The sequence below is a fragment of the Microbacterium phoenicis genome (genome assembly GCF_047302325.1).
GTDB lineage: Bacteria > Actinomycetota > Actinomycetes > Actinomycetales > Microbacteriaceae > Microbacterium.
In genome coordinates, this window is record NZ_CP154849.1 from 524,114 (window position 1) to 541,077 (window position 16,964).

Below are 16,964 nucleotides of genomic sequence, written 5' to 3' on the forward strand. Positions count from 1 at the left end.
CCCTCGTCCGGAACACGTGGTCACCCGCAGGATGACCACGTGACCACCACCGTTCTCGTCGCCGGCGCAACCGGCGACCTCGGCAGCCGCATCTCCCGCGAGCTCCTCCACCACGACGTCCGGCTCCGGGTCCTGACCCGTCCGGGCAGCTCGACCGCGGCCGAGCGCTTCGGCACCGACGCGCGGGTCGCGATCGTGACCGCCGACTACGCGGACCACGACGCGCTCGTGACCGCGGCATCCGGTGCCGACGTCGTCGTCTCGGCGGTCAGCGGCCTCCGCCCCGTGATCATCGACGCGCAGCGCGCGCTTCTCGCCGCGGCCGTCGCGGCCGGCGTGCCCCGCTTCGTGCCGTCGGACTACTCCGCCGACTACCGTCGGCTCACCCCGGGGACGAACCGCAACCTTGAGCTACGACGCGAGTTCGCGGCCGACCTCGACGCGGCGCCGATCCAGGCGACGTCGGTACTGAACGGCATGTTCACCGAGCTGCTCGCCGGTGAGGCGCCGATGATCCTCCGCGACCGCAAGCGCGTGCTGTTCTGGTCGTCGGCCGACCAGGGGCTCGACGTGACGACGAAGGACGACACCGCCCGGACCGTCGCGCTGGTCGCCCTCGACGCCGATGCCCCGCGTGTAGTCGAGGTCGCCGGCGACCGGATCACCGCCCGCCAGGTGGCGGAACTCGCGACCGAGCTCAGCGGCGACACGTTCAGGCTGCAGTGGGCGGGCACGACGGGGACACTGTCGGCCATGGCCGCAGTGGGGCGACGCCTCTCGCGCAACCCCGGTGAGACGTTCCCCGCCTGGCAGGGCATGCAGTACTTCGTGAGCATGTTCAGTGGCGAGGCCGCGCTGCGCCACGTCGACAACGACCGCTATGGGCGTCAGTCCTGGACGACGGCCCGCGAGGTCCTCGCCCCCTGGCTGGCCGGCCCGCGCGCCTGATCCGCACCCCCGCGCAAGAGCGGTCGAAGATTCGTCGTCGCCGCATACAATCGCGGAACACGGTCGTCCGCGCCGTCACCACTCGAGGAGTCCCGCCATCGACCATCAGCCCGCTCCGGCTCCTCGCGTCTCGGCGTGGTCGACCCTCGGCCGTCTGGTCCACATCTCGCGCCCGGTCCTCTGGATCAACACGATCGGCACCGGCGTGCTCGGCATGTGGCTCACGGGGCAGCTGCTGGATGCCGCGGCGATCCCGCTTCTCGTGTGGCTCACGCTGCCGTTCAACCTCCTGATCTACGGCGTGAACGACATCTTCGACCAGGAGACCGACGCGCTGAACGCGCGGAAGGGCTCGATCGAGGGCGCGCGGATCGAGCCGCGCGAGGTGCGGCTGATCGTGTGGGCGGTCGCGATCACGAACGTGCCGTTCCTCGTCTGGTTCGTCATCGCCTACCCGCCCGCGGCCGTCCTGCTGATCCTCGTCTACACGCTCGTCTTCGTCTTCTACTCGGCGCCGCCGCTGCGGTTCAAGCAGCGCCCGTTCCTCGACTCGCTCAGCAACGCCGCCTACGGCCTGCCCCTGCTGATCGTCCCGGTCGCACTCGGCGAGCCGCCGCTGTGGCCCGCCGTCATCGGCCTCCTCGTCTGGAGCGTCGCGAAGCACGCCTACGACGCGGTGCAGGACATCGACGAGGACCGCGAGGCCGGCATCCGCACGACCGCTGTTCTGCTGGGCCCCCGCGGGACGGCGGTGTGGAGCGGATGCTGGTGGATGGCCTCCACCGTCCTGTTCGCGCTCGTGAGCATCCCCGTCGCAGCGGCCAACCTCGCGATCGCGGGCGTCCTCGTCGTGTGGATGCTGGTGCGCCCCACCCCCGCGACGGGGCGTCGCCTGTACCCCGTGTCGATCGCGTTCCCCTATGTCGCCGGGTCGGTCGCGAGCGGACTGCAGCTGACGAAGATGTTCTTCGAGGTGTACGGATGAGCCGCATCGTCGTCATCGGCGCAGGGCTCGGGGGGCTGGCGGCATCCGCTCTGCTGGCCCGTGCCGGACACGACGTGACCCTGCTCGAGCGGGCCGCGACGGTCGGCGGGAAAAGTCGGCGGCTCGAGGTCGACGGCGAGCGCATCGACTCCGGCCCCTCGCTCGTGACGTTCCCCGGCGTGTGGCAGGAGCTGTGCGCCCGCCTCGGCACGGACCCCGGCGCCCTCGAGCTGGAGCGGCTGCCCGAGGTCGGCCGCTACTACTACGACGGCGAGGAGGTCACCCTCCCCGTGCCGCCCGAGCACCGCTGGTACCCCGCGTGGAAGCGGTTCAGCGACGAGCACGCGCCCCTCGCCGACGACGTGACTGCACTCCTCGTCGCCGATCCGCTCGACCGGCGCTCGCTCCCGGCGCTCCGGCGACTGCTCGCCGTGTACGGACCGCGGCTGAGCACGCGCGCGTACCTCGACAGCCTGAGGTGGATGCCCGACGGACTCCGCGAGATCATCGCGATCCACACGCTGAACGCCGGGGTTCCGCCTGAGCGGACGCCCGCGCTCTACGCGAGCATGCCGGCCGTGATGGCGGCGTCCGGCGTATGGGTCCCCCGCGGCGGCGTGTACGAGATCCCGCTCGCGCTGGAGCGCATGGCGGATGCCGCGGGTGTCGACATCCGCACGGGTGAGACCGTGACCCGCATCGAGCGCGGACGGGTCACAACTGCGGGCGGGTCGTTCGAGGCAGACATCGTCGTGAGCGCGCTCGACGCGGACCGGGTGGATGCCCTCCTCGGGCGGCGGCGCACCCCGGGCGCCCTGTCGTGCTCGGCGGTCGCGATCTACGGCTCGCTCCGCGAACCGCTCCCCGACCGGATCGCCGCGCACAGCGTCATCCTGCCGTCCAAGCCGGATGCCCTGCACCGCAGCCTCGCCGCGGGCGACGAGCCCGCCGACACGATGGCGTTCGTCAACCTCTACCGCGCCGGCCAGGTGTACCCGAACGACCGCAGCACGCTCGCCGTCCTGCTGACCGCGCCAGCCGACGGGTCGGGGTACAGCCTCGAGCACCGGTTCGTGCGTCGCGAGGTCGAACGGATCTCCCGCACGATGGGGCTCGACGGCCTCCTCACCGACGCGATGACGGATGCCGCGGTCCTCGACCCGGCCTACTTCGGCACGTTCGGCGAGCGCCACGGCGCCCTTTACGGCGCCGCGCGTCCGCTGTGGATGAGCGGGCCGTTCCACCGGCCTGCGCACCACGATCTCCGGCGGCCGTGGCTGTGGCGCGTCGGCGCCTCCGTGCACCCCGGCGGCGGCATCCCGGCCGTGCTCGGCGGGGCGATGATGGTGACCGAGAAGCTGCTCAGGAGGCATCCCGCATGACGACGACCCTGCTCGAGGATTTCCTCTCCGGCGAGACGGACCGCGTGCTCCACGCCACGTGGCAGGTGCTCGGCAGTCGTGACCCCGACCTCGTGGACCCGCTCGTGCCGCACATCGCCCGCATCCGACAGGCCACCCAGAAGCTCGATCTCGGCGGGTTGATCCGGCCCAATTCGGCGAACGTCGAGTTCGCCCTCGCGAAGCTCGAGCACCGGGCCAACAGGTCGTGCTGGTGCGAGGACTACCCGGGTCCCGAGCACCGCGACCCGCGCAAGGAAGAGGAGGCGGGCAACATCCGCATCCTCTCGACGAGCGAACCCGGCTGGTCGATGACCTACGAATGCGAGTGCGCGATCTGCGGGCGCATCTACGACGTCGAGCAGGGCGACTACCACGTCATGTGGTGGCGTTGGCGCCCGCGCGGAGTCAAGCGCGCGAAGTAGCCGGGTTCCGCACGTACTCCTCGATCGCGACGCCCGAGGCGAACTCGCGCACGCGCGTCCGCGTGAAGGGGTACTCCGCAGGGGCGGCCTCACCGAACAAGCGGATGCCGGAACCCAGAGCCACCGGGTGGCGCTTCAGAACGAGCCGGTCGATCTCGGGCAGCAACGCCCCGGCGAGTTCCCCGCCACCGCACAGCCAGATGTCCGCGCCGTCCTCCTGCTTGAGGGAACGGACGGTCGCCACCGGATCGCCCGTCAGGGTGACCGCCGGGTCGACCTCGCGCTCCCGACGGCTGGCGACGACCTGCCTGAGGTGCGGGTACGGACTCGTGATCCCGGCATCCAGTGCGGGAATCAGGGTGTTCCACCCCATGATCACCGTGTCGAACGTCGTGTTCGCGGACTGGATGCCGACCGCCCGCTGCACGTGCCCGGGCAGCGCGTCGGCGTACTCGCCGAAGATGACGGCGTTGTGGTCGCCCTCGACGAGGAAGGCGTCGTACCCGCCGTTCGCGTCGGCGATGCAGCCGTCGATGCTGACGGCGACGTAGTAGACGAGGTCTCTCATCGATGTCCTCTCCGCAAGGTCGGGCTGCTCAGTCCATCCCGACGGCCATGTCGGTGAAGCGCGAGAAGTGCCCCTGGAACGCGACGACGACTGTGTCGGTCGGGCCGTTACGGTGCTTCGCGACGATCAGATCCGCCTCGCCGGCGCGGGGGCTGTCCTTCTCGTAGGCGGCCTCACGGTGCAGCAGGATGACGATGTCGGCATCCTGCTCGATCGAGCCCGACTCACGCAGGTCGCTGATGGCGGGCTTCTTGTCGGCGCGCTGCTCGGCACCACGGTTCAGCTGCGACAGGGCGATGACGGGGACCTGCAGCTCCTTCGCCAGCAGCTTCAGCGCACGCGAGAACTCCGAGACCTCCTGCTGGCGCGACTCGACGCGCTTGCCGCTCGTCATGAGCTGCAGGTAGTCGATGACGACCATCTCGAGCCCGACGCGCTGCTTGAGCTTGCGGCACTTCGCGCGGATCTCGACGAGCGTCATGTTCGGGCTGTCGTCGATGTACAGAGGCGCGTCGTTGATGCGACCGCGGGTCGAGGCGATCGTGGTCCAGTCGCGGCTGTCGAGCATGCCCTTGCGCATGCTCTGCAGCGGCACGGCACCCTCGGCGCTCATGAGTCGCATGGCGATCTCACTGCGTCCCATTTCGAGCGAGAAGAAGACGGTCGGGCGGTTGTGCTTGATGGCGGCCGCGCGGGCGAAGTCGAGCGCGAGGGTCGACTTACCCATGGCGGGACGGGCGGCGACGACGACCATCTGTCCGCCGTGCAGGCCGTTGGTGAGCTGGTCGAGGGCAGCGAACCCGGTCGGGATGCCGGTCATCTGACCGTCGCGTCCGCGGGCGGCTTCGATCTCCTCGACGGCGGCGTCGACGGCGACCTGCAGGGGAACGTAGTCCTCGGACTGTTCCTGCCCGGTCACGGAGTAGATCTCGGCCTGCGCGTTGTTGACGAGGTCGAGGGCCTCGCCCTGGCCGTTGTAGCCCATCTGGACGATGCGGGTGCCGGCCTCGACGAGGCGACGCAGCAGCGCTCGTTCGCGGACGATCGAGGCGTAGTACGCGGCGTTCGCCGCGGTGGGGACGATCGACGTGAGCGAGTGCAGGTAATCGGCGCCACCGGCGCGCTGCAGATCACCGGTCTTGATCAGCTCGTCCGTAACCGCGACCACGTCGGTCGGCTCGCCGTGCGAGTACAGCGAGAGAACGGCTTCGAAGATCAACTCGTGCTTGGGAACGTAGAAGTCGGTTCCGCGGAGCGCCTCGATGACGTCGGCGACGGCGTCTCCCGAGAGGAGCATTCCGCCGAGGGTGCTCTGCTCGGCGAGCATGTCGTGCGGCGGGGTGCGTTCCGGACCGCGGGATCCGCCGATTCGGTCGTCAGACAGATCCGCGATCGACATACACGCCCCTCTTCCGGGCCCGCTGGAAGGCCCTCGGACACGCTATGGAGGGGCTCGGACACACGCAAACCGGCCTGTGGATAACTGTGTGGAGAATCTGCGCGAAACGCCGCTCACCCTGTGCAGAGAGCCTGTGGACAACGAGTGGAATCTGGTGAATCCGTTCAGTTCGAATGCCTTCTGACCTGGCTTTTCCTTTCCCACAGTCTGTGGATAGACAACCGACCTCAAGTGCGGGTTGAAGGTTCAGGGTTATCCCCACTCATGTGCAGAATCGGGGATTTGTCAAATGAGAAAGTCGGACCGTTTCCGAGGTCTCTCGCCGCCTCGGAAAGTGGCTCGAAGTGCTCTTGTCAAATTCATAGGAAGTCGGTACCGTGTGTGGTCCAGGCACCCCGCAGAACGCGGCCGTAACGGCGCGCGTTCCGATGAGACATCGTGGAGGTGACCTGTGCTCACAACGCAACGCGCGTTCGTCCGACTCGGTCTCCTCGCTGCGATCGGGTTCGGCCTCGCCTTGCTCTGGGTGGCCTTTGCAGCTGTCCTGAACGCATCGCACGCCCGCGCCGCTGATCGCGAAGACGATGGATTGCTCAGCGGGGTGACCGAGGTCGTCGGACGGACCGTTGCACCGGTGACCGACAAGATCGTGAAGCCCGTTACCGAAAAGCTCGTCACGCCTGCGGCCGAGAAGGCGGTCGCGCCGGTCATCGAGAAGGTCGTCACGCCCGTCGCCGACAAGGTCGTGAAGCCGGTAGCCGAGAAGGCGGTGAAGCCCGTCACGGACGAGGTCGTCACCCCCGTGACCGACAAGGTCGTGAAGCCCGTTGTCGACACGGCGGTGAAGCCCGTCACCGATACCGTCCTTCCCCCCGTCGTCACCGTCGTGACGCCCATCACGGACAGTGTCGTCGTTCCTGTCGTGGATGCCGTCCGCCCAGTCATCGAGCCGATTGTGAACGCGATCGACCCGATGATCGAGACTGTGCTCCCCCCGGTCGTGGACGCCATCGACCCCGTGACGGAGCCCATCACACCCGGCCTCGGGGTCATTCCCGTCTACCCTCTGCCGGTGTCGTCGGCGTCGCCCGATGCCAACGCTTCAGCGACCGGCACGACATCCGCCGCGACCGCTGTCGGTGCGCTTTCGAGGCCAGCTTCCGCAGCACGGGTGAGCCCCGCCGCTCTGACAACGCGTGACGCCTTCCAGGCGACCGTAGCGGCTCGTTCCGCCGACGTATCGTCGGCCGTTGCCGGGCTCGCGGCATCCCCCACGCCTGACACCGCCCCGCCCGCGCCCGCAGCGCCCCTGGCGGGAACCGGTTCTCTGACGTCCGCTTCCTCCGGAGGGGCTGCCGGGCTGTTCGCCCTGCTTCCGTTCGGCTTCCCCGTTGCGCACCGTGCCTGGGCGCGTCGGGGACGGCCGCACGACGAGCACGGCCTGCCCGCACCGTTCTTCGACACCGACGTCTCTCCTGACTGACGGGGATCGCGCCGCGCATCCGCGGCACGCCACCGCACGTCCCACGTGACGGCGCCATCGCGCCATCCCCAGTCATGTTTCAAGGAGAGAGAAATGAACACCATGTTGTCGCGTGCCCTCCTGGGTACGCTCGTCGCCGGAGGCATCACGCTCTTCGGCGCAGCAGCCGCGCAGGCCGCAGAATCCACGACGTCCGGAGAGGACGGGCTGCTCTCGGGCACCCAGGCGCTCCTGAACGTCGACGTCCCCGTCACCATCGGCGACACGGCTGTGTCGGTGATCGGCGACTCGTCCAGCAGCTCGAAGGGCGTGGACTCGTCTCCGGCACCTCGCGAGACTGCGTCGGGGTCCACCGACGGATCGAATGGGACGGCATCGGGATCGCAAGCGATCATCGACGTGTCCGTCCCCGTCACGGTGAATGATGTCGCAGTGTCGGTCATCGGCGACAGCTCGACCGAGAGCGCGGATCCGGCACCTGCTGCGCCCGCAGAGCCGGCCGCCCCCGTTGAGGAGCCTGCAACGTCGACGACGGACGGTTCGGACGGCGTCGCTTCCGGCACCCAGGTCGTCGCCCCCGTAACCGTCCCGGTCGCCGTGACGGACACCGCCGTCTCGGTCATCGGCGACAGCACGACGGAGAACACGGATGCCGCGGCCCCGGCCGCACCGGCATCCCCCGCTCCGTCGGCCACCACCGACGGCACGGACGGCATCGGATCCGGCACCCAGGTCGTCGCACCGATCTCGGTCCCCGTGACCGTCGGTGACCTGGCCGTCTCCGTCATCGGGGACAGCACGAGCGAGAGCACGTCGGGATCGGCGACGCCTGCCACGGGTGACACCTCCTCGGCGCCCACCACGGGCGGCTCTGACGGCATCGGCTCCGGCACCCAGGTCGTCGCACCGATCTCGGTCCCCGTGACCGTCGGCGACCTGGCCGTCTCCGTCATCGGGGACAGCACGAGCGAGAGCACGTCGGGATCGGCGACGCCTACCACGGGTGACACCTCCTCGGCGCCCACCACGGGCGGCACGGACGGCATCGGATCCGGCACCCAGGTCGTCGCACCGATCACACTCCCGGTGACCGTTGACGACACGGCCGTCTCCGTCATCGGCGACAGCACGAGCGTCGGCAGCGGAGCGGGAACCGCGCCCAGCACCGGGACGATCGGCACACCGATCACTTCGGGTGAGAACGGGATCGGCGGAGGAACGCAGGTTCTGCTGCCCATCGGCATCCCGATCACCGTCGGCGACACCGCCGTCTCGATCATCGGCGACAGCACGGTGACCGACCCGGGCACTGGTCCTGGCACCGGTCCAATGGACCCGACGGACCCGGTGGACCCGGTGGACCCGGTGGACCCGGTCGACCCGACGGACCCGACGAACCCCGTGGACCCGACGAACCCGGGCACGGTTCCGGGTGACACCCCGGGTCTGGGAACGGATGACCAGATCCCCGCGGCTCCCGGCGCAGCGATGACCCCGCAGGCCACCGCCTCCGAGATGCCCCGGGCCCTGGCTCAGGCGGGCGGCGTGTCCGTGACGTGGCTGCCTTTGGCCGCCGCGGCGATGATCCTCGCAGGGGCTCCGCTCGCCCTGCGTCGTCGCATCGCCTGACGCAACTGAATGGGGCGGATGCCGCGGCTCGACCGCCGGCATCCGCCCCACAGGCGTGCGCTGATGCAAGAGATCGCGCACGACACACCGCAGCTCGAGCGCGAAACGCGGCGTGTCGCCCCGAATCCCATGCATCCGCTGACACGGCGGCAGCAGCCCGAAGGGGCGGATGCCGCGGCTCGAGCACCGGCATCCGCTCCTCAGGCGTGTGCGGATGCAAGAGATCGGGCACGACACCCCGCCAACAGGGCTCGAGACACGGCGTGTCGGCCGCAATCTCTTGCATCCGCGAACGCCACACGCCTGCTCACACCCCTAAACGCCGGATGCCGCGGTCCCGACCCGAAGAGAGGGAACCGCGGCATCCGAACCGCGCGCCAGGATTACTTGGCGGCGACCACCTGCAGGGTGATCGCGGCGGTGAGGTCGTCACGCAGGCGAACGGTCGCCTCGTGCTGTCCCACGGCCTTGATCGGCGAGGTGATGTGGATCTTGCGCTTGTCGAGGTCACCGAGACCGGCGGCCTTGACGGCGTCGGCCACGTCGGCCGGCTTGACCGAACCGAACAGACGGCCTTCCGCGCCGGCCTTGACGGTCAGCTTGACCGTGTTCGACTCGAGCGTGTTCTTGAGCGCCACAGCCTCTTCGTGGTCGTGGATCGCACGGGCGTCGCGGGCAGCGCGGATCGACGCCACCTGCTTCTCGCCACCGCGAGTCCAGGCCACAGCGAAGCCCTGGGGGATGAGGTAGTTGCGGGCGTACCCGTTCTTGACCTCGATGACGTCACCGGCGCTACCAAGCCCGGCGACCTCGTTCGTGAGAATCAGCTTTGCCATGTCGGTACTCCTTACCGGCCAGCGCCGGCGTAGGGCAGGAGCGCCATTTCACGGGCGTTCTTGATCGCCTTGGCGATCAGACGCTGCTCCTGCACCGAGACTCCGGTGATACGACGGGCGCGGATCTTCCCACGCTCCGAGATGAACTTGCGAAGCGTCGCGACGTCCTTGTAGTCGATGACGCCGACGCGGATCGCCTTCGCGGGAGCGGCGTTCTTCGCGCCCTTCCGCGGCTTGCGGCGGTCGCCGGTTGCCTTTCCAGCCATGTGTCTTCCTTAAGAGAGGTGGATGCCGCGGCCCGCGGCATCCGGAATTCGAATCAGAACGGGGTGTCGTCGCCGTAGCTCGTCCCGGGCGCGCTCCAGGCGTCAGGGGCCGAAGACCCGGGCGTGGCCCAGGGCTCGTCCTGCTGCACCTGCGGACGCGACTGCTGCTGACCGCCGCCGAAGTTGCCGCCGCCACCGCCGCCGCCGCCTGAGGCGGCCCGGGTGACCTGGGCAGTGGCGTAGCGGAGCGAGGGGCCGATCTCGTCGACCTCCAGCTCGATCGCCGTGCGGTTGTTGCCTTCGCGGTCCTGGTAGGAGCGCTGCTTCAGGCGGCCGGTCGCGACGACCCGCATGCCCTTGGTGAGCGAGCCTGCGACGTGCTCAGCGAACTCGCGCCAGACCGACGCGCGCATGAACAGCGCTTCGCCGTCCTTCCACTCGTTGGCTTGACGGTCGAAGCTGCGCGGCGTCGATGCGATCGTGAAGTTCGCGACGGGCAGGCCGTTCTGCGTGTACCGCAGCTCGGGGTCTGCCGTGAGGTTTCCCACGACCGTGATGATGGTCTCGCCGGCCATGAGCCTCAGGCCTTCGCAGCCTTGCGGGCGGCCTTGGCCTCAGCGCGCTCCTTCTCGGCGGCGACCTGAGCGATCGCCTCCTCGGCGCGGAGGACCTTGGTACGCATGATCTGCTCGTTCAGCTTGAGCTGACGGTCGAGCTCCTGCGTGGCCTCGCTCGTGGCGGTGAAGTTGACGACGGCGTAGATGCCCTCGTTCTTCTTCTGGATCTCGTAGGCGAGACGGCGCTTGCCCCAGACGTCGACGTTCTCGATCGAGCCACCGTCTGCGGTGATGACCTTCAAGAACCCGTCGAGCTTGGGAGCGACCTGGCGCTCGTCGATCTCGGGGTCGAGGATCACCATGAGTTCGTACTGGTGGATGTGCGTCACTAACCCACCTCCTTCGGACTAGAACGGATGCCGGGCGTTTCCCGGCATCAGGAGGGTTGATGCACGTGTCCGGTGATTCCGCGCATGAGCGCAGACGGACAACCACAACAGTCTAGCGGATGCCGGGCGCGACCACCGCCGCCGCGATTCGGCGCCCCGCCTCGGCCGCCGCGGCGGCCAGCTCCGGTGGCCCGAGGATCTCGAACGGCACGTCGAACCGCAGTGCCCAGGCGAGCACCCCCGCCCACGACCACGACCCGACCCTCACGACGCAGGTGCCGTCGGGGCGCTCGGCGAGCTCGGCGTCACCGAGCCACGGAGCGACCCGCCGTGCGGGCAGCGGCAGGGCGATCTCGCCCGTCACCGGCCATCGGTCCGCCGTCTCGGATCCTTTGAACCGCGCCGCGAGGTACGTCCGCGCATCGCCCGTCGGGATTTCCCGAGGCTCGAACGGGACCCCGCCGCCCTGGCGGGGCCGCAGCCGGTCGAGCCGGAGGATGCGCCAGTCCGCGGCATCCCGGTCCCACGCGACGACGTACCAGCGCCCGTCCCGCGCGACGACGGCGTGCGGCTCCGCGTGCCGGGCCGGGCGATCGGCGTCGTCGCCGTGGTCGAACCTCAGCGTCCGGTGCTCGCGCGTCGCGACGCTGACCGCTTCGAGCGCGGCGGTCGCGACCTGCTCGGCCGGCGCCCCAGCCTCGAACCGGATCCCGTCGATGCGGTGACGCAGGTGCGACGGCATGACCTGCCGCATCGTGGCGAGGGCTCGGGCCGCGGCATCCGTGATGTCGACGCCGGATGCCGACTGCAGCGCGACGGCGATGGCCACCGCCTGCTCGTCGTCGAAGAGGAGGGGCGGCAGCTCCTCGCCGGGGCTCAGCCGGTACCCGCCGTACGGCCCCTTCGCCGCCGTGATCGCGTAGCCGAGCTCGCGCAGCCGGTCGACGTCCCGGCGCACCGTCCGGACGGTCACGCCGAGCCGGTCGGCGAGTTCCTGGCCGCCCCAGTCGCGGCGCGACTGCAGGACGGACAGCAGATCCAGCATCCGGTGCGACGGTGACGACATTCCTCCATCCTGCTCGAGAAGCGGACAGAAACGGTCCTCTATGCCGCGAAGAGTGGATGCCGGCAGACAGCCACCGACCGAAGGACGATCATGACCCTCTCCACCACCACGCACCTCAACTTCCACGGCGACGCCCGCGACGCGCTCGAGTTCTACGGCCGTGTGTTCGACGGCACCGTCTCGGTGACGACGTACGCGCAGCTCGGGATGCCCGCCGAGGCGCCCGGCGCCGAGAAGGTCGTGTTCGGCATCCTCGTCGCGGCCGACGGCTTCCGGCTCATGGCGTACGACGTCCCGGGCGAGACGCGGGGCGCCGAGTCCGTGCCCGGGTCGACCCGTCGCGAGAACGGCGCCACGGTCACCGATCGCGCCTTCTTCGTCTCGCTGCAGGGCGACACGCTCGACGAGGTCGCCGCGCGCTGGGAGTCCCTCGCCGACGGGGCGACGGTCGTCGAGCCGCTCGCGGCGTCGCCGTGGAGCGCCGGCTTCGGCATGCTCACCGACCGCTTCGGCGTGACGTGGGTCGTCGACGTGCGCGCAGCCCAGGCCTGACACACCACCGGCACCCGACGCCACCCCGCGCGCAGGATCTCTCGCGGGGTGGCGTCTTCGGTACCGTGGCCGCATGGAGTGGACCGGGGATGTCTCTGCAGGCGACTGGCTGCGCGGACGGCTCGACGATCCTCCCCGCTGCACGATCCACGACGTCGCCCCGCGCGCGTTCGAGGCTTATGTCCGCATCCTGCACCCCGCCCACCTCGAACGCATCCCGAACGAGCGGATGCCGTCGTTCGACGCCGTCGCCGCCATGACCGACTCGGGACGCGAGTCGCTGTTCTCGCGCATCGAGGAGCGCCCCCTGACGTGGCGCGAGGCGGCCGGGATCTTCGGAACGGAGTTCTCCCCGCTCGCGGACTGGGAGCACCTGACCCGTTCCACGGAGACGCCCGGAGTGCTGGTCACCCCGGAGGGCGACTGGGTGAACCCGCCTCTCGAGGGCGAGCTCCATCCTTCCCAGGTGGCCGAGATCGCCACGGTCCTGGCCGCGCACACAGCGACGCCGGATGACGGTGTCGTCGCGCTGTGGGACGGGCACCCCGGCCTGCTCGGCGGCATGAGGGTGCGCTCATCGCGCACCGTGTACCAGGCGGGCGATCCCTCCGACGCGAACCTGCACCGGCACAACGAGATGCTCGGACGCAGCGCGAAGGACCTGTGGAGCGCGGTGACCGGCAAGCGCACCTGGCACGACGGCATCCTCTCCCGCGAGATCTCGGAGGGCCCGCGGCTCGAGCTGCCCGGCCGCGCCCACGTGCTCTTCCGCGGCGGCGTCTCGGAACTCGCCGACCCCGGCTGGACGGATGCCGCGCCGTGGCGTGGCGAGGACGCCGACGACATCCTCAGCCCGAGCCTCGTCTGGCCCGACGACCGCGCCTGGGTGCTCGTGAGCGATCCCGATCTGGACTCCACATTCGTCGGCGGGAGCGCCGCCCTCGCAGCCGCCCTGGTGGCGCGTGCGGGTCTCGACGCGGTCGAGGTCCCCGCCGATGCCGTCCTCGACGGACACGGAGTGACCCGATGAGCACCCCCGGTTTCGACGCCCGCCCCCTGACCGACCCCGTCGACGGGGCCACCGCGCGGGCATACCGCAAGCAGCTCCTCGCGACGGGTCGCGCTCCCAAGACCGCCGGCTGGGCCGCGGGATGCCTTGTCGTCGGGGTGGTGGGAGTCTTCGGTCTCGTCGTCGTCAACCTGATCTTCCGGCTCGTGTTCGCCCCGTTCTTCGAGGGCTCAGCTCCGAACGGTGTCGGCTCGATCGCGATCATCCTCGTCGTCGCACTCATCGCGGCCGGTCTGACCGCCCTCATCGTGAGGGCGTATCGGAACGGCGGCGTGCGCTGGTATCGCCTCGACCACTTCGCCCGGGCGAACGGGATGACCTGGTTCCCCCAGGCATCCGATCCGCCCCTTCCGGGCATGATCTTCTCGCTCGGGAGCTCCCGCACGGCGACCGACATCCTCCGTGGCGAGCAGCCCCGCATGGTCGAGTTCGCCAACTACCGGTACACGACGGGGTCCGGCAAGAACCGGACCACCCACCGGTGGGGCTACGTCGCGATCCGCCTCCACACGCCACTGCCCCACATCGTGCTGGATGCCGAGGGCAACAACACCTTCCTCGGCACGAACCTGCCGCAGTCCTTCGACCGGCACCAGCGCCTGAGTCTCGAGGGCGACTTCGACAGGTACTTCTCGCTCTACTGCCCGCAGGGCTACGAGCAGGACGCGCTCTACCTGTTCACGCCCGACATCATGGCGCGGTTCATCGACAACGCCGCCCAGCTCGACATCGAGATCGTCGACGACTGGATGTTCCTCTACGGCAAGCGGGATTTCTCGACCCTCGACCCGCGGACGTGGGGATGGCTGTTCTCGGTCGTCGGCGCGCTGATGGACAAGCTCGCGCAGTGGGAGCGGTGGCGCGACGACCGTCTCGCGATGCCCGCGGCCGGGGCACCGGCATCCGCCCCTCTCAGCGGGGAGCCGGGCGCCGCCCTGCCGTTCACGCCGCCCGTCGAAGCGCTGCGTCCTCCGCCCGGTGTCGCCCCGGGCGGCCGCCGGCTGAAGAGGGCCGTCCCGTGGGCGACCATCCTCATCGGCGGGGGGATCCTCGTCGTGTGGATCGGCCTGCAGAGCGGTGTGATGAACGCGTTCTTCAGTCGATGACGGTGGCCAGGACCGACCGGCGCGGACGGACGACCGGGTCCTGATAGCGCGCCGGGGTGACCGTGATGTCGCTGCCGTCGTCGGACCATGACTCTGCTCCGCGGTGCCCGAGCATCGTGCGGGCGGAGAGAATCCCCCGCACGAGCGGCGCCCCGACGGCGAGCGCGATCGATCCGAGAACCGAGCGATCCTCGGCGCCGAGCACGGCCTTGCGCTGCCAGGCGTCGTGGAGTGCGCCCCCTCGTGCCGCCGGGACGTACCTCGGGACGAGGACACCGCGCCGGCGCTGATCGACGAGGCGCTCGACGTCCGACCACCAGGTCGATTCGCTCGGATCGTGGAAGTAGTTGTCAGCGAGCCACCCCGGATGGGGGTGCCGGAACCGACGCGCGATGACGTCGTCGGCCTCACCCTGCACACCGCTGCCGACGAAGACCGTGTTGAGGTGCGTCTTCGAGACGCCGAAGGTGGTGAGCGCGATGACCGGAACGCCCATGGCCATGGCCTCGATCGCCGCCGTGGAACTGATCGTCACGAGCCCCTCGGCCGTCTCGAGGGCGCGCGACATCGGCTCGTGCGAGAGCACGAGGTTATCGGGCCGGTCGCGGAGCAGGTCGGTGAGTCCGGTGCGCTCGAAGTGCGTCTCGGCCTCGCCGAGCTCGGGCCGGGAGCGCAGTTTGACCACCACGCGCCGCGTGGGGTCGGCGAGCGCGGCCGACCGCAGGATCCCGGCGAGCCGGCTGCGTTCCGCCGGCTCGTGGGGCACGATCGCCTGCGCGGCGAACACGAGGTCCGTACCGCCGCCCGCCCCGCGGGTCGGCCGGGCGAATGGCAGGGTCGCGAGACTCGGACGCATGTCGAGGCCGAGGCGATCCGCCAGTTGGGCGAAGGCGCGTTGTTCGCGTCGCGAGTGGACCACCATGAGGTCGCTGTAGCGGCGGTAGAGCGCCGCTCCGCGCTGCGCGGGGATCGACATGCCCGGAAGTCCCGAGACGACGACCGGTCGAGGGGTGACCCGGTCGATCTGCCGCATGATCAGTCGCACGAACGGGCCGCGCCCGCCGACCACGACGACGTCGGGTCGATCCGCCGACAGCCACCCGGCCAGGGCGTCGTACGCGAGACGTGTGACCGCTTCGGGACGGATGCCGGTGCCCGCCAGAGCCGCATGCTCCTGTGCGACGCTCACCACGAGGGGCGTCTGCACGAGCACCAGGTGGGGGTCGACGTCCGGCGCGGAGTCGATGAGCGCCGCCGACCACTTGACGAAGGAATCCGCGTCGGCGATCGCGACGACGCGCAGGCCCGGTGACCGGTCGGTGCTCATGGTCATGCCGGGACGCGGCGCAGCTTCGCCATGGGCGCCAGTTCGCCGTCGTAGATGCGCTTGACGCCGTCGCCGAGGGCCGTCTCGATGACCCGGATGTCGCGGACGAGATGCGTGAGACCGTTGGGCTCGAGCGATGCGGCGTGGTCGGAGCCCCACATCGTGCGGTCGAGCGTGATGTGACGTTCCACCGCGACGGCGCCGATCGCGACGGCGGCGAGGGAGATCTGCAAGCCGCGTTCGTGTCCGGAGTAGCCGACGGGGACCCCCGCGTACCGGTCGCGGAGCGAGGCGATCATCTTGATGTTCGCCTCTTCGGGCTCCATCGGATAGGTCGACGTGGCGTGCATGAGCACGGTGCGGTCGGTGCCGAGCACCTCGAGAGCACGGTCGATCTGGTTGATGGTCGACATCCCGGTCGAGAGGATGACCGGCTTGCCCGTGGCCCGCAGGGCCTCGAGCAGCTCGAGGTCGGTGAGGCTCGCGGAGGCCACCTTGTGCGCCACGACGCCGAGGTCCTCGAGGAAGTCGACGCTCGGCACGTCCCACGGCGACGCGAACCAGTCGAGCCCTCGTATGGTCGCGTGGTCGCCGATCTCGATGTACTGGTCGCGGTCGAACTCGACCCGGTGACGGTACTCGAAGTACGTCATGGTGCCCCACGGCGTCTCGCGGAGGACGTCGCGCATGTGCGCCGGAGTGGCGATCTCGGGTGTGCGCTTCTGGAACTTCACCGCGTTCGCACCGGCATCCGCAGCGACGTCGATGAGCCGCTTGGCGAGAGCGACGTCGCCGTTGTGGTTCAGGCCGATCTCGGCGATGACGTACACGGGGTGCCCGCCGCCCAGTACGTGGCTTCCGATGGTCACCGTCATGACGGATCCTTTCGTCGATGCTGACCCTCAGCGTGGTTCGCGACGGTGACGGGGGGATGAACCCCGTGTGGCGGGCACCGGGCG

General features: G+C 69.8%; 18 protein-coding genes. 9 read left to right on the forward strand and 9 right to left on the reverse strand.

The annotated features are described in order from the left end of the window. The first annotated feature begins 39 nt into the window (after positions 1-39). The 4 genes from ABCU91_RS02605 to ABCU91_RS02620 all read left to right on the forward strand — a co-directional run bounded on the left by ABCU91_RS02605 (position 40) and on the right by ABCU91_RS02620 (position 3,758). Complete coding sequence (locus ABCU91_RS02605; RefSeq protein ID WP_413354689.1) at positions 40-948, forward strand: NmrA family NAD(P)-binding protein; 909 nt, start codon at positions 40-42, stop codon at positions 946-948. Positions 949-1,045: 97 nt separating this feature from the next. Then, a complete protein-coding gene (locus ABCU91_RS02610; protein WP_413355362.1) occupies positions 1,046-1,933 on the forward strand; it encodes a UbiA family prenyltransferase in 888 nt (295 codons plus the stop codon). Beyond that, complete coding sequence (locus ABCU91_RS02615; protein WP_413354690.1) at positions 1,930-3,315, forward strand: phytoene desaturase family protein; 1,386 nt, start codon at positions 1,930-1,932, stop codon at positions 3,313-3,315. Before ABCU91_RS02610 ends, ABCU91_RS02615 begins: the two co-directional genes overlap by 4 nt. Beyond that, a complete protein-coding gene (locus ABCU91_RS02620; protein ID WP_413354691.1) occupies positions 3,312-3,758 on the forward strand; it encodes a hypothetical protein in 447 nt (148 codons plus the stop codon). Before ABCU91_RS02615 ends, ABCU91_RS02620 begins: the two co-directional genes overlap by 4 nt. Here ABCU91_RS02620 and ABCU91_RS02625 read toward each other — a convergent pair. Together ABCU91_RS02625 and dnaB are read right to left on the reverse strand one after the other, a co-directional pair. Beyond that, positions 3,742-4,326: a dihydrofolate reductase family protein gene (locus ABCU91_RS02625; protein ID WP_413354692.1), complete on the reverse strand. Its 585-nt coding sequence runs from the start codon at positions 4,324-4,326 to the stop codon at positions 3,742-3,744. The genes ABCU91_RS02620 and ABCU91_RS02625 overlap by 17 nt on opposite strands. A gap of 28 nt (positions 4,327-4,354) precedes the next feature. After that, on the reverse strand, positions 4,355-5,725 hold the full coding sequence (gene dnaB / locus ABCU91_RS02630; protein ID WP_065572052.1) for a replicative DNA helicase: 1,371 nt from the start codon (positions 5,723-5,725) through the stop codon (positions 4,355-4,357). Positions 5,726-6,176: 451 nt separating this feature from the next. Between dnaB and ABCU91_RS02635 the strand changes: the two genes are divergently transcribed. Together ABCU91_RS02635 and ABCU91_RS02640 are read left to right on the forward strand one after the other, a co-directional pair. Then, a complete protein-coding gene (locus ABCU91_RS02635; RefSeq protein ID WP_413354693.1) occupies positions 6,177-7,208 on the forward strand; it encodes a hypothetical protein in 1,032 nt (343 codons plus the stop codon). Positions 7,209-7,301: 93 nt separating this feature from the next. Beyond that, positions 7,302-8,837 carry a chaplin family protein gene (locus tag ABCU91_RS02640; RefSeq protein ID WP_413354694.1) on the forward strand — a complete coding sequence of 512 codons (1,536 nt, stop codon included), beginning with the start codon at positions 7,302-7,304 and terminating at the stop codon, positions 8,835-8,837. A gap of 383 nt (positions 8,838-9,220) precedes the next feature. Here the strand turns inward: ABCU91_RS02640 and rplI are convergent, their stop codons facing one another. From rplI to ABCU91_RS02665, 5 genes are all read right to left on the reverse strand, one after another. Next, positions 9,221-9,673 (reverse strand): 50S ribosomal protein L9, encoded by a 453-nt coding sequence (rplI, locus tag ABCU91_RS02645; protein WP_091357940.1) that lies wholly within the window; start codon positions 9,671-9,673, stop codon positions 9,221-9,223. 11 nt (positions 9,674-9,684) lie between these two features. Continuing rightward, positions 9,685-9,939 (reverse strand): 30S ribosomal protein S18, encoded by a 255-nt coding sequence (gene rpsR, locus ABCU91_RS02650; protein WP_005054609.1) that lies wholly within the window; start codon positions 9,937-9,939, stop codon positions 9,685-9,687. Positions 9,940-9,992: 53 nt separating this feature from the next. Further along, a complete protein-coding gene (locus tag ABCU91_RS02655; RefSeq protein ID WP_413354695.1) occupies positions 9,993-10,514 on the reverse strand; it encodes a single-stranded DNA-binding protein in 522 nt (173 codons plus the stop codon). A gap of 5 nt (positions 10,515-10,519) precedes the next feature. Continuing rightward, complete coding sequence (gene rpsF, locus ABCU91_RS02660) at positions 10,520-10,885, reverse strand: 30S ribosomal protein S6 (RefSeq protein ID WP_276321547.1); 366 nt, start codon at positions 10,883-10,885, stop codon at positions 10,520-10,522. A 112-nt stretch (positions 10,886-10,997) separates the two neighbouring features. Continuing rightward, positions 10,998-11,951 carry a helix-turn-helix transcriptional regulator gene (locus ABCU91_RS02665; protein WP_413354696.1) on the reverse strand — a complete coding sequence of 318 codons (954 nt, stop codon included), beginning with the start codon at positions 11,949-11,951 and terminating at the stop codon, positions 10,998-11,000. 90 nt (positions 11,952-12,041) lie between these two features. Between ABCU91_RS02665 and ABCU91_RS02670 the strand changes: the two genes are divergently transcribed. The 3 genes from ABCU91_RS02670 to ABCU91_RS02680 all read left to right on the forward strand — a co-directional run bounded on the left by ABCU91_RS02670 (position 12,042) and on the right by ABCU91_RS02680 (position 14,678). Then, the gene (locus ABCU91_RS02670) at positions 12,042-12,503 is read left to right on the forward strand and encodes a VOC family protein (protein ID WP_413354697.1); all 462 of its coding nucleotides are present in this window, start codon (positions 12,042-12,044) and stop codon (positions 12,501-12,503) included. A 73-nt stretch (positions 12,504-12,576) separates the two neighbouring features. After that, positions 12,577-13,533, forward strand: coding sequence for a hypothetical protein (locus tag ABCU91_RS02675; protein ID WP_413354698.1), 957 nt, complete (start codon positions 12,577-12,579; stop codon positions 13,531-13,533). Beyond that, positions 13,530-14,678: a hypothetical protein gene (locus ABCU91_RS02680; protein WP_413354699.1), complete on the forward strand. Its 1,149-nt coding sequence runs from the start codon at positions 13,530-13,532 to the stop codon at positions 14,676-14,678. The genes ABCU91_RS02675 and ABCU91_RS02680 overlap by 4 nt, the downstream gene beginning before the upstream one ends. On the opposite strand, the gene ABCU91_RS02685 is transcribed toward ABCU91_RS02680, so the two are convergent. Then, positions 14,668-16,011: a DUF6716 putative glycosyltransferase gene (locus tag ABCU91_RS02685; RefSeq protein ID WP_413354700.1), complete on the reverse strand. Its 1,344-nt coding sequence runs from the start codon at positions 16,009-16,011 to the stop codon at positions 14,668-14,670. The two genes, ABCU91_RS02680 and ABCU91_RS02685, sit on opposite strands and share 11 nt — an antisense overlap. Further along, positions 16,008-16,880 (reverse strand): N-acetylneuraminate synthase family protein, encoded by an 873-nt coding sequence (locus tag ABCU91_RS02690; RefSeq protein WP_413354701.1) that lies wholly within the window; start codon positions 16,878-16,880, stop codon positions 16,008-16,010. The genes ABCU91_RS02685 and ABCU91_RS02690 overlap by 4 nt, the downstream gene beginning before the upstream one ends. Positions 16,881-16,964: the final 84 nt, after the last annotated feature.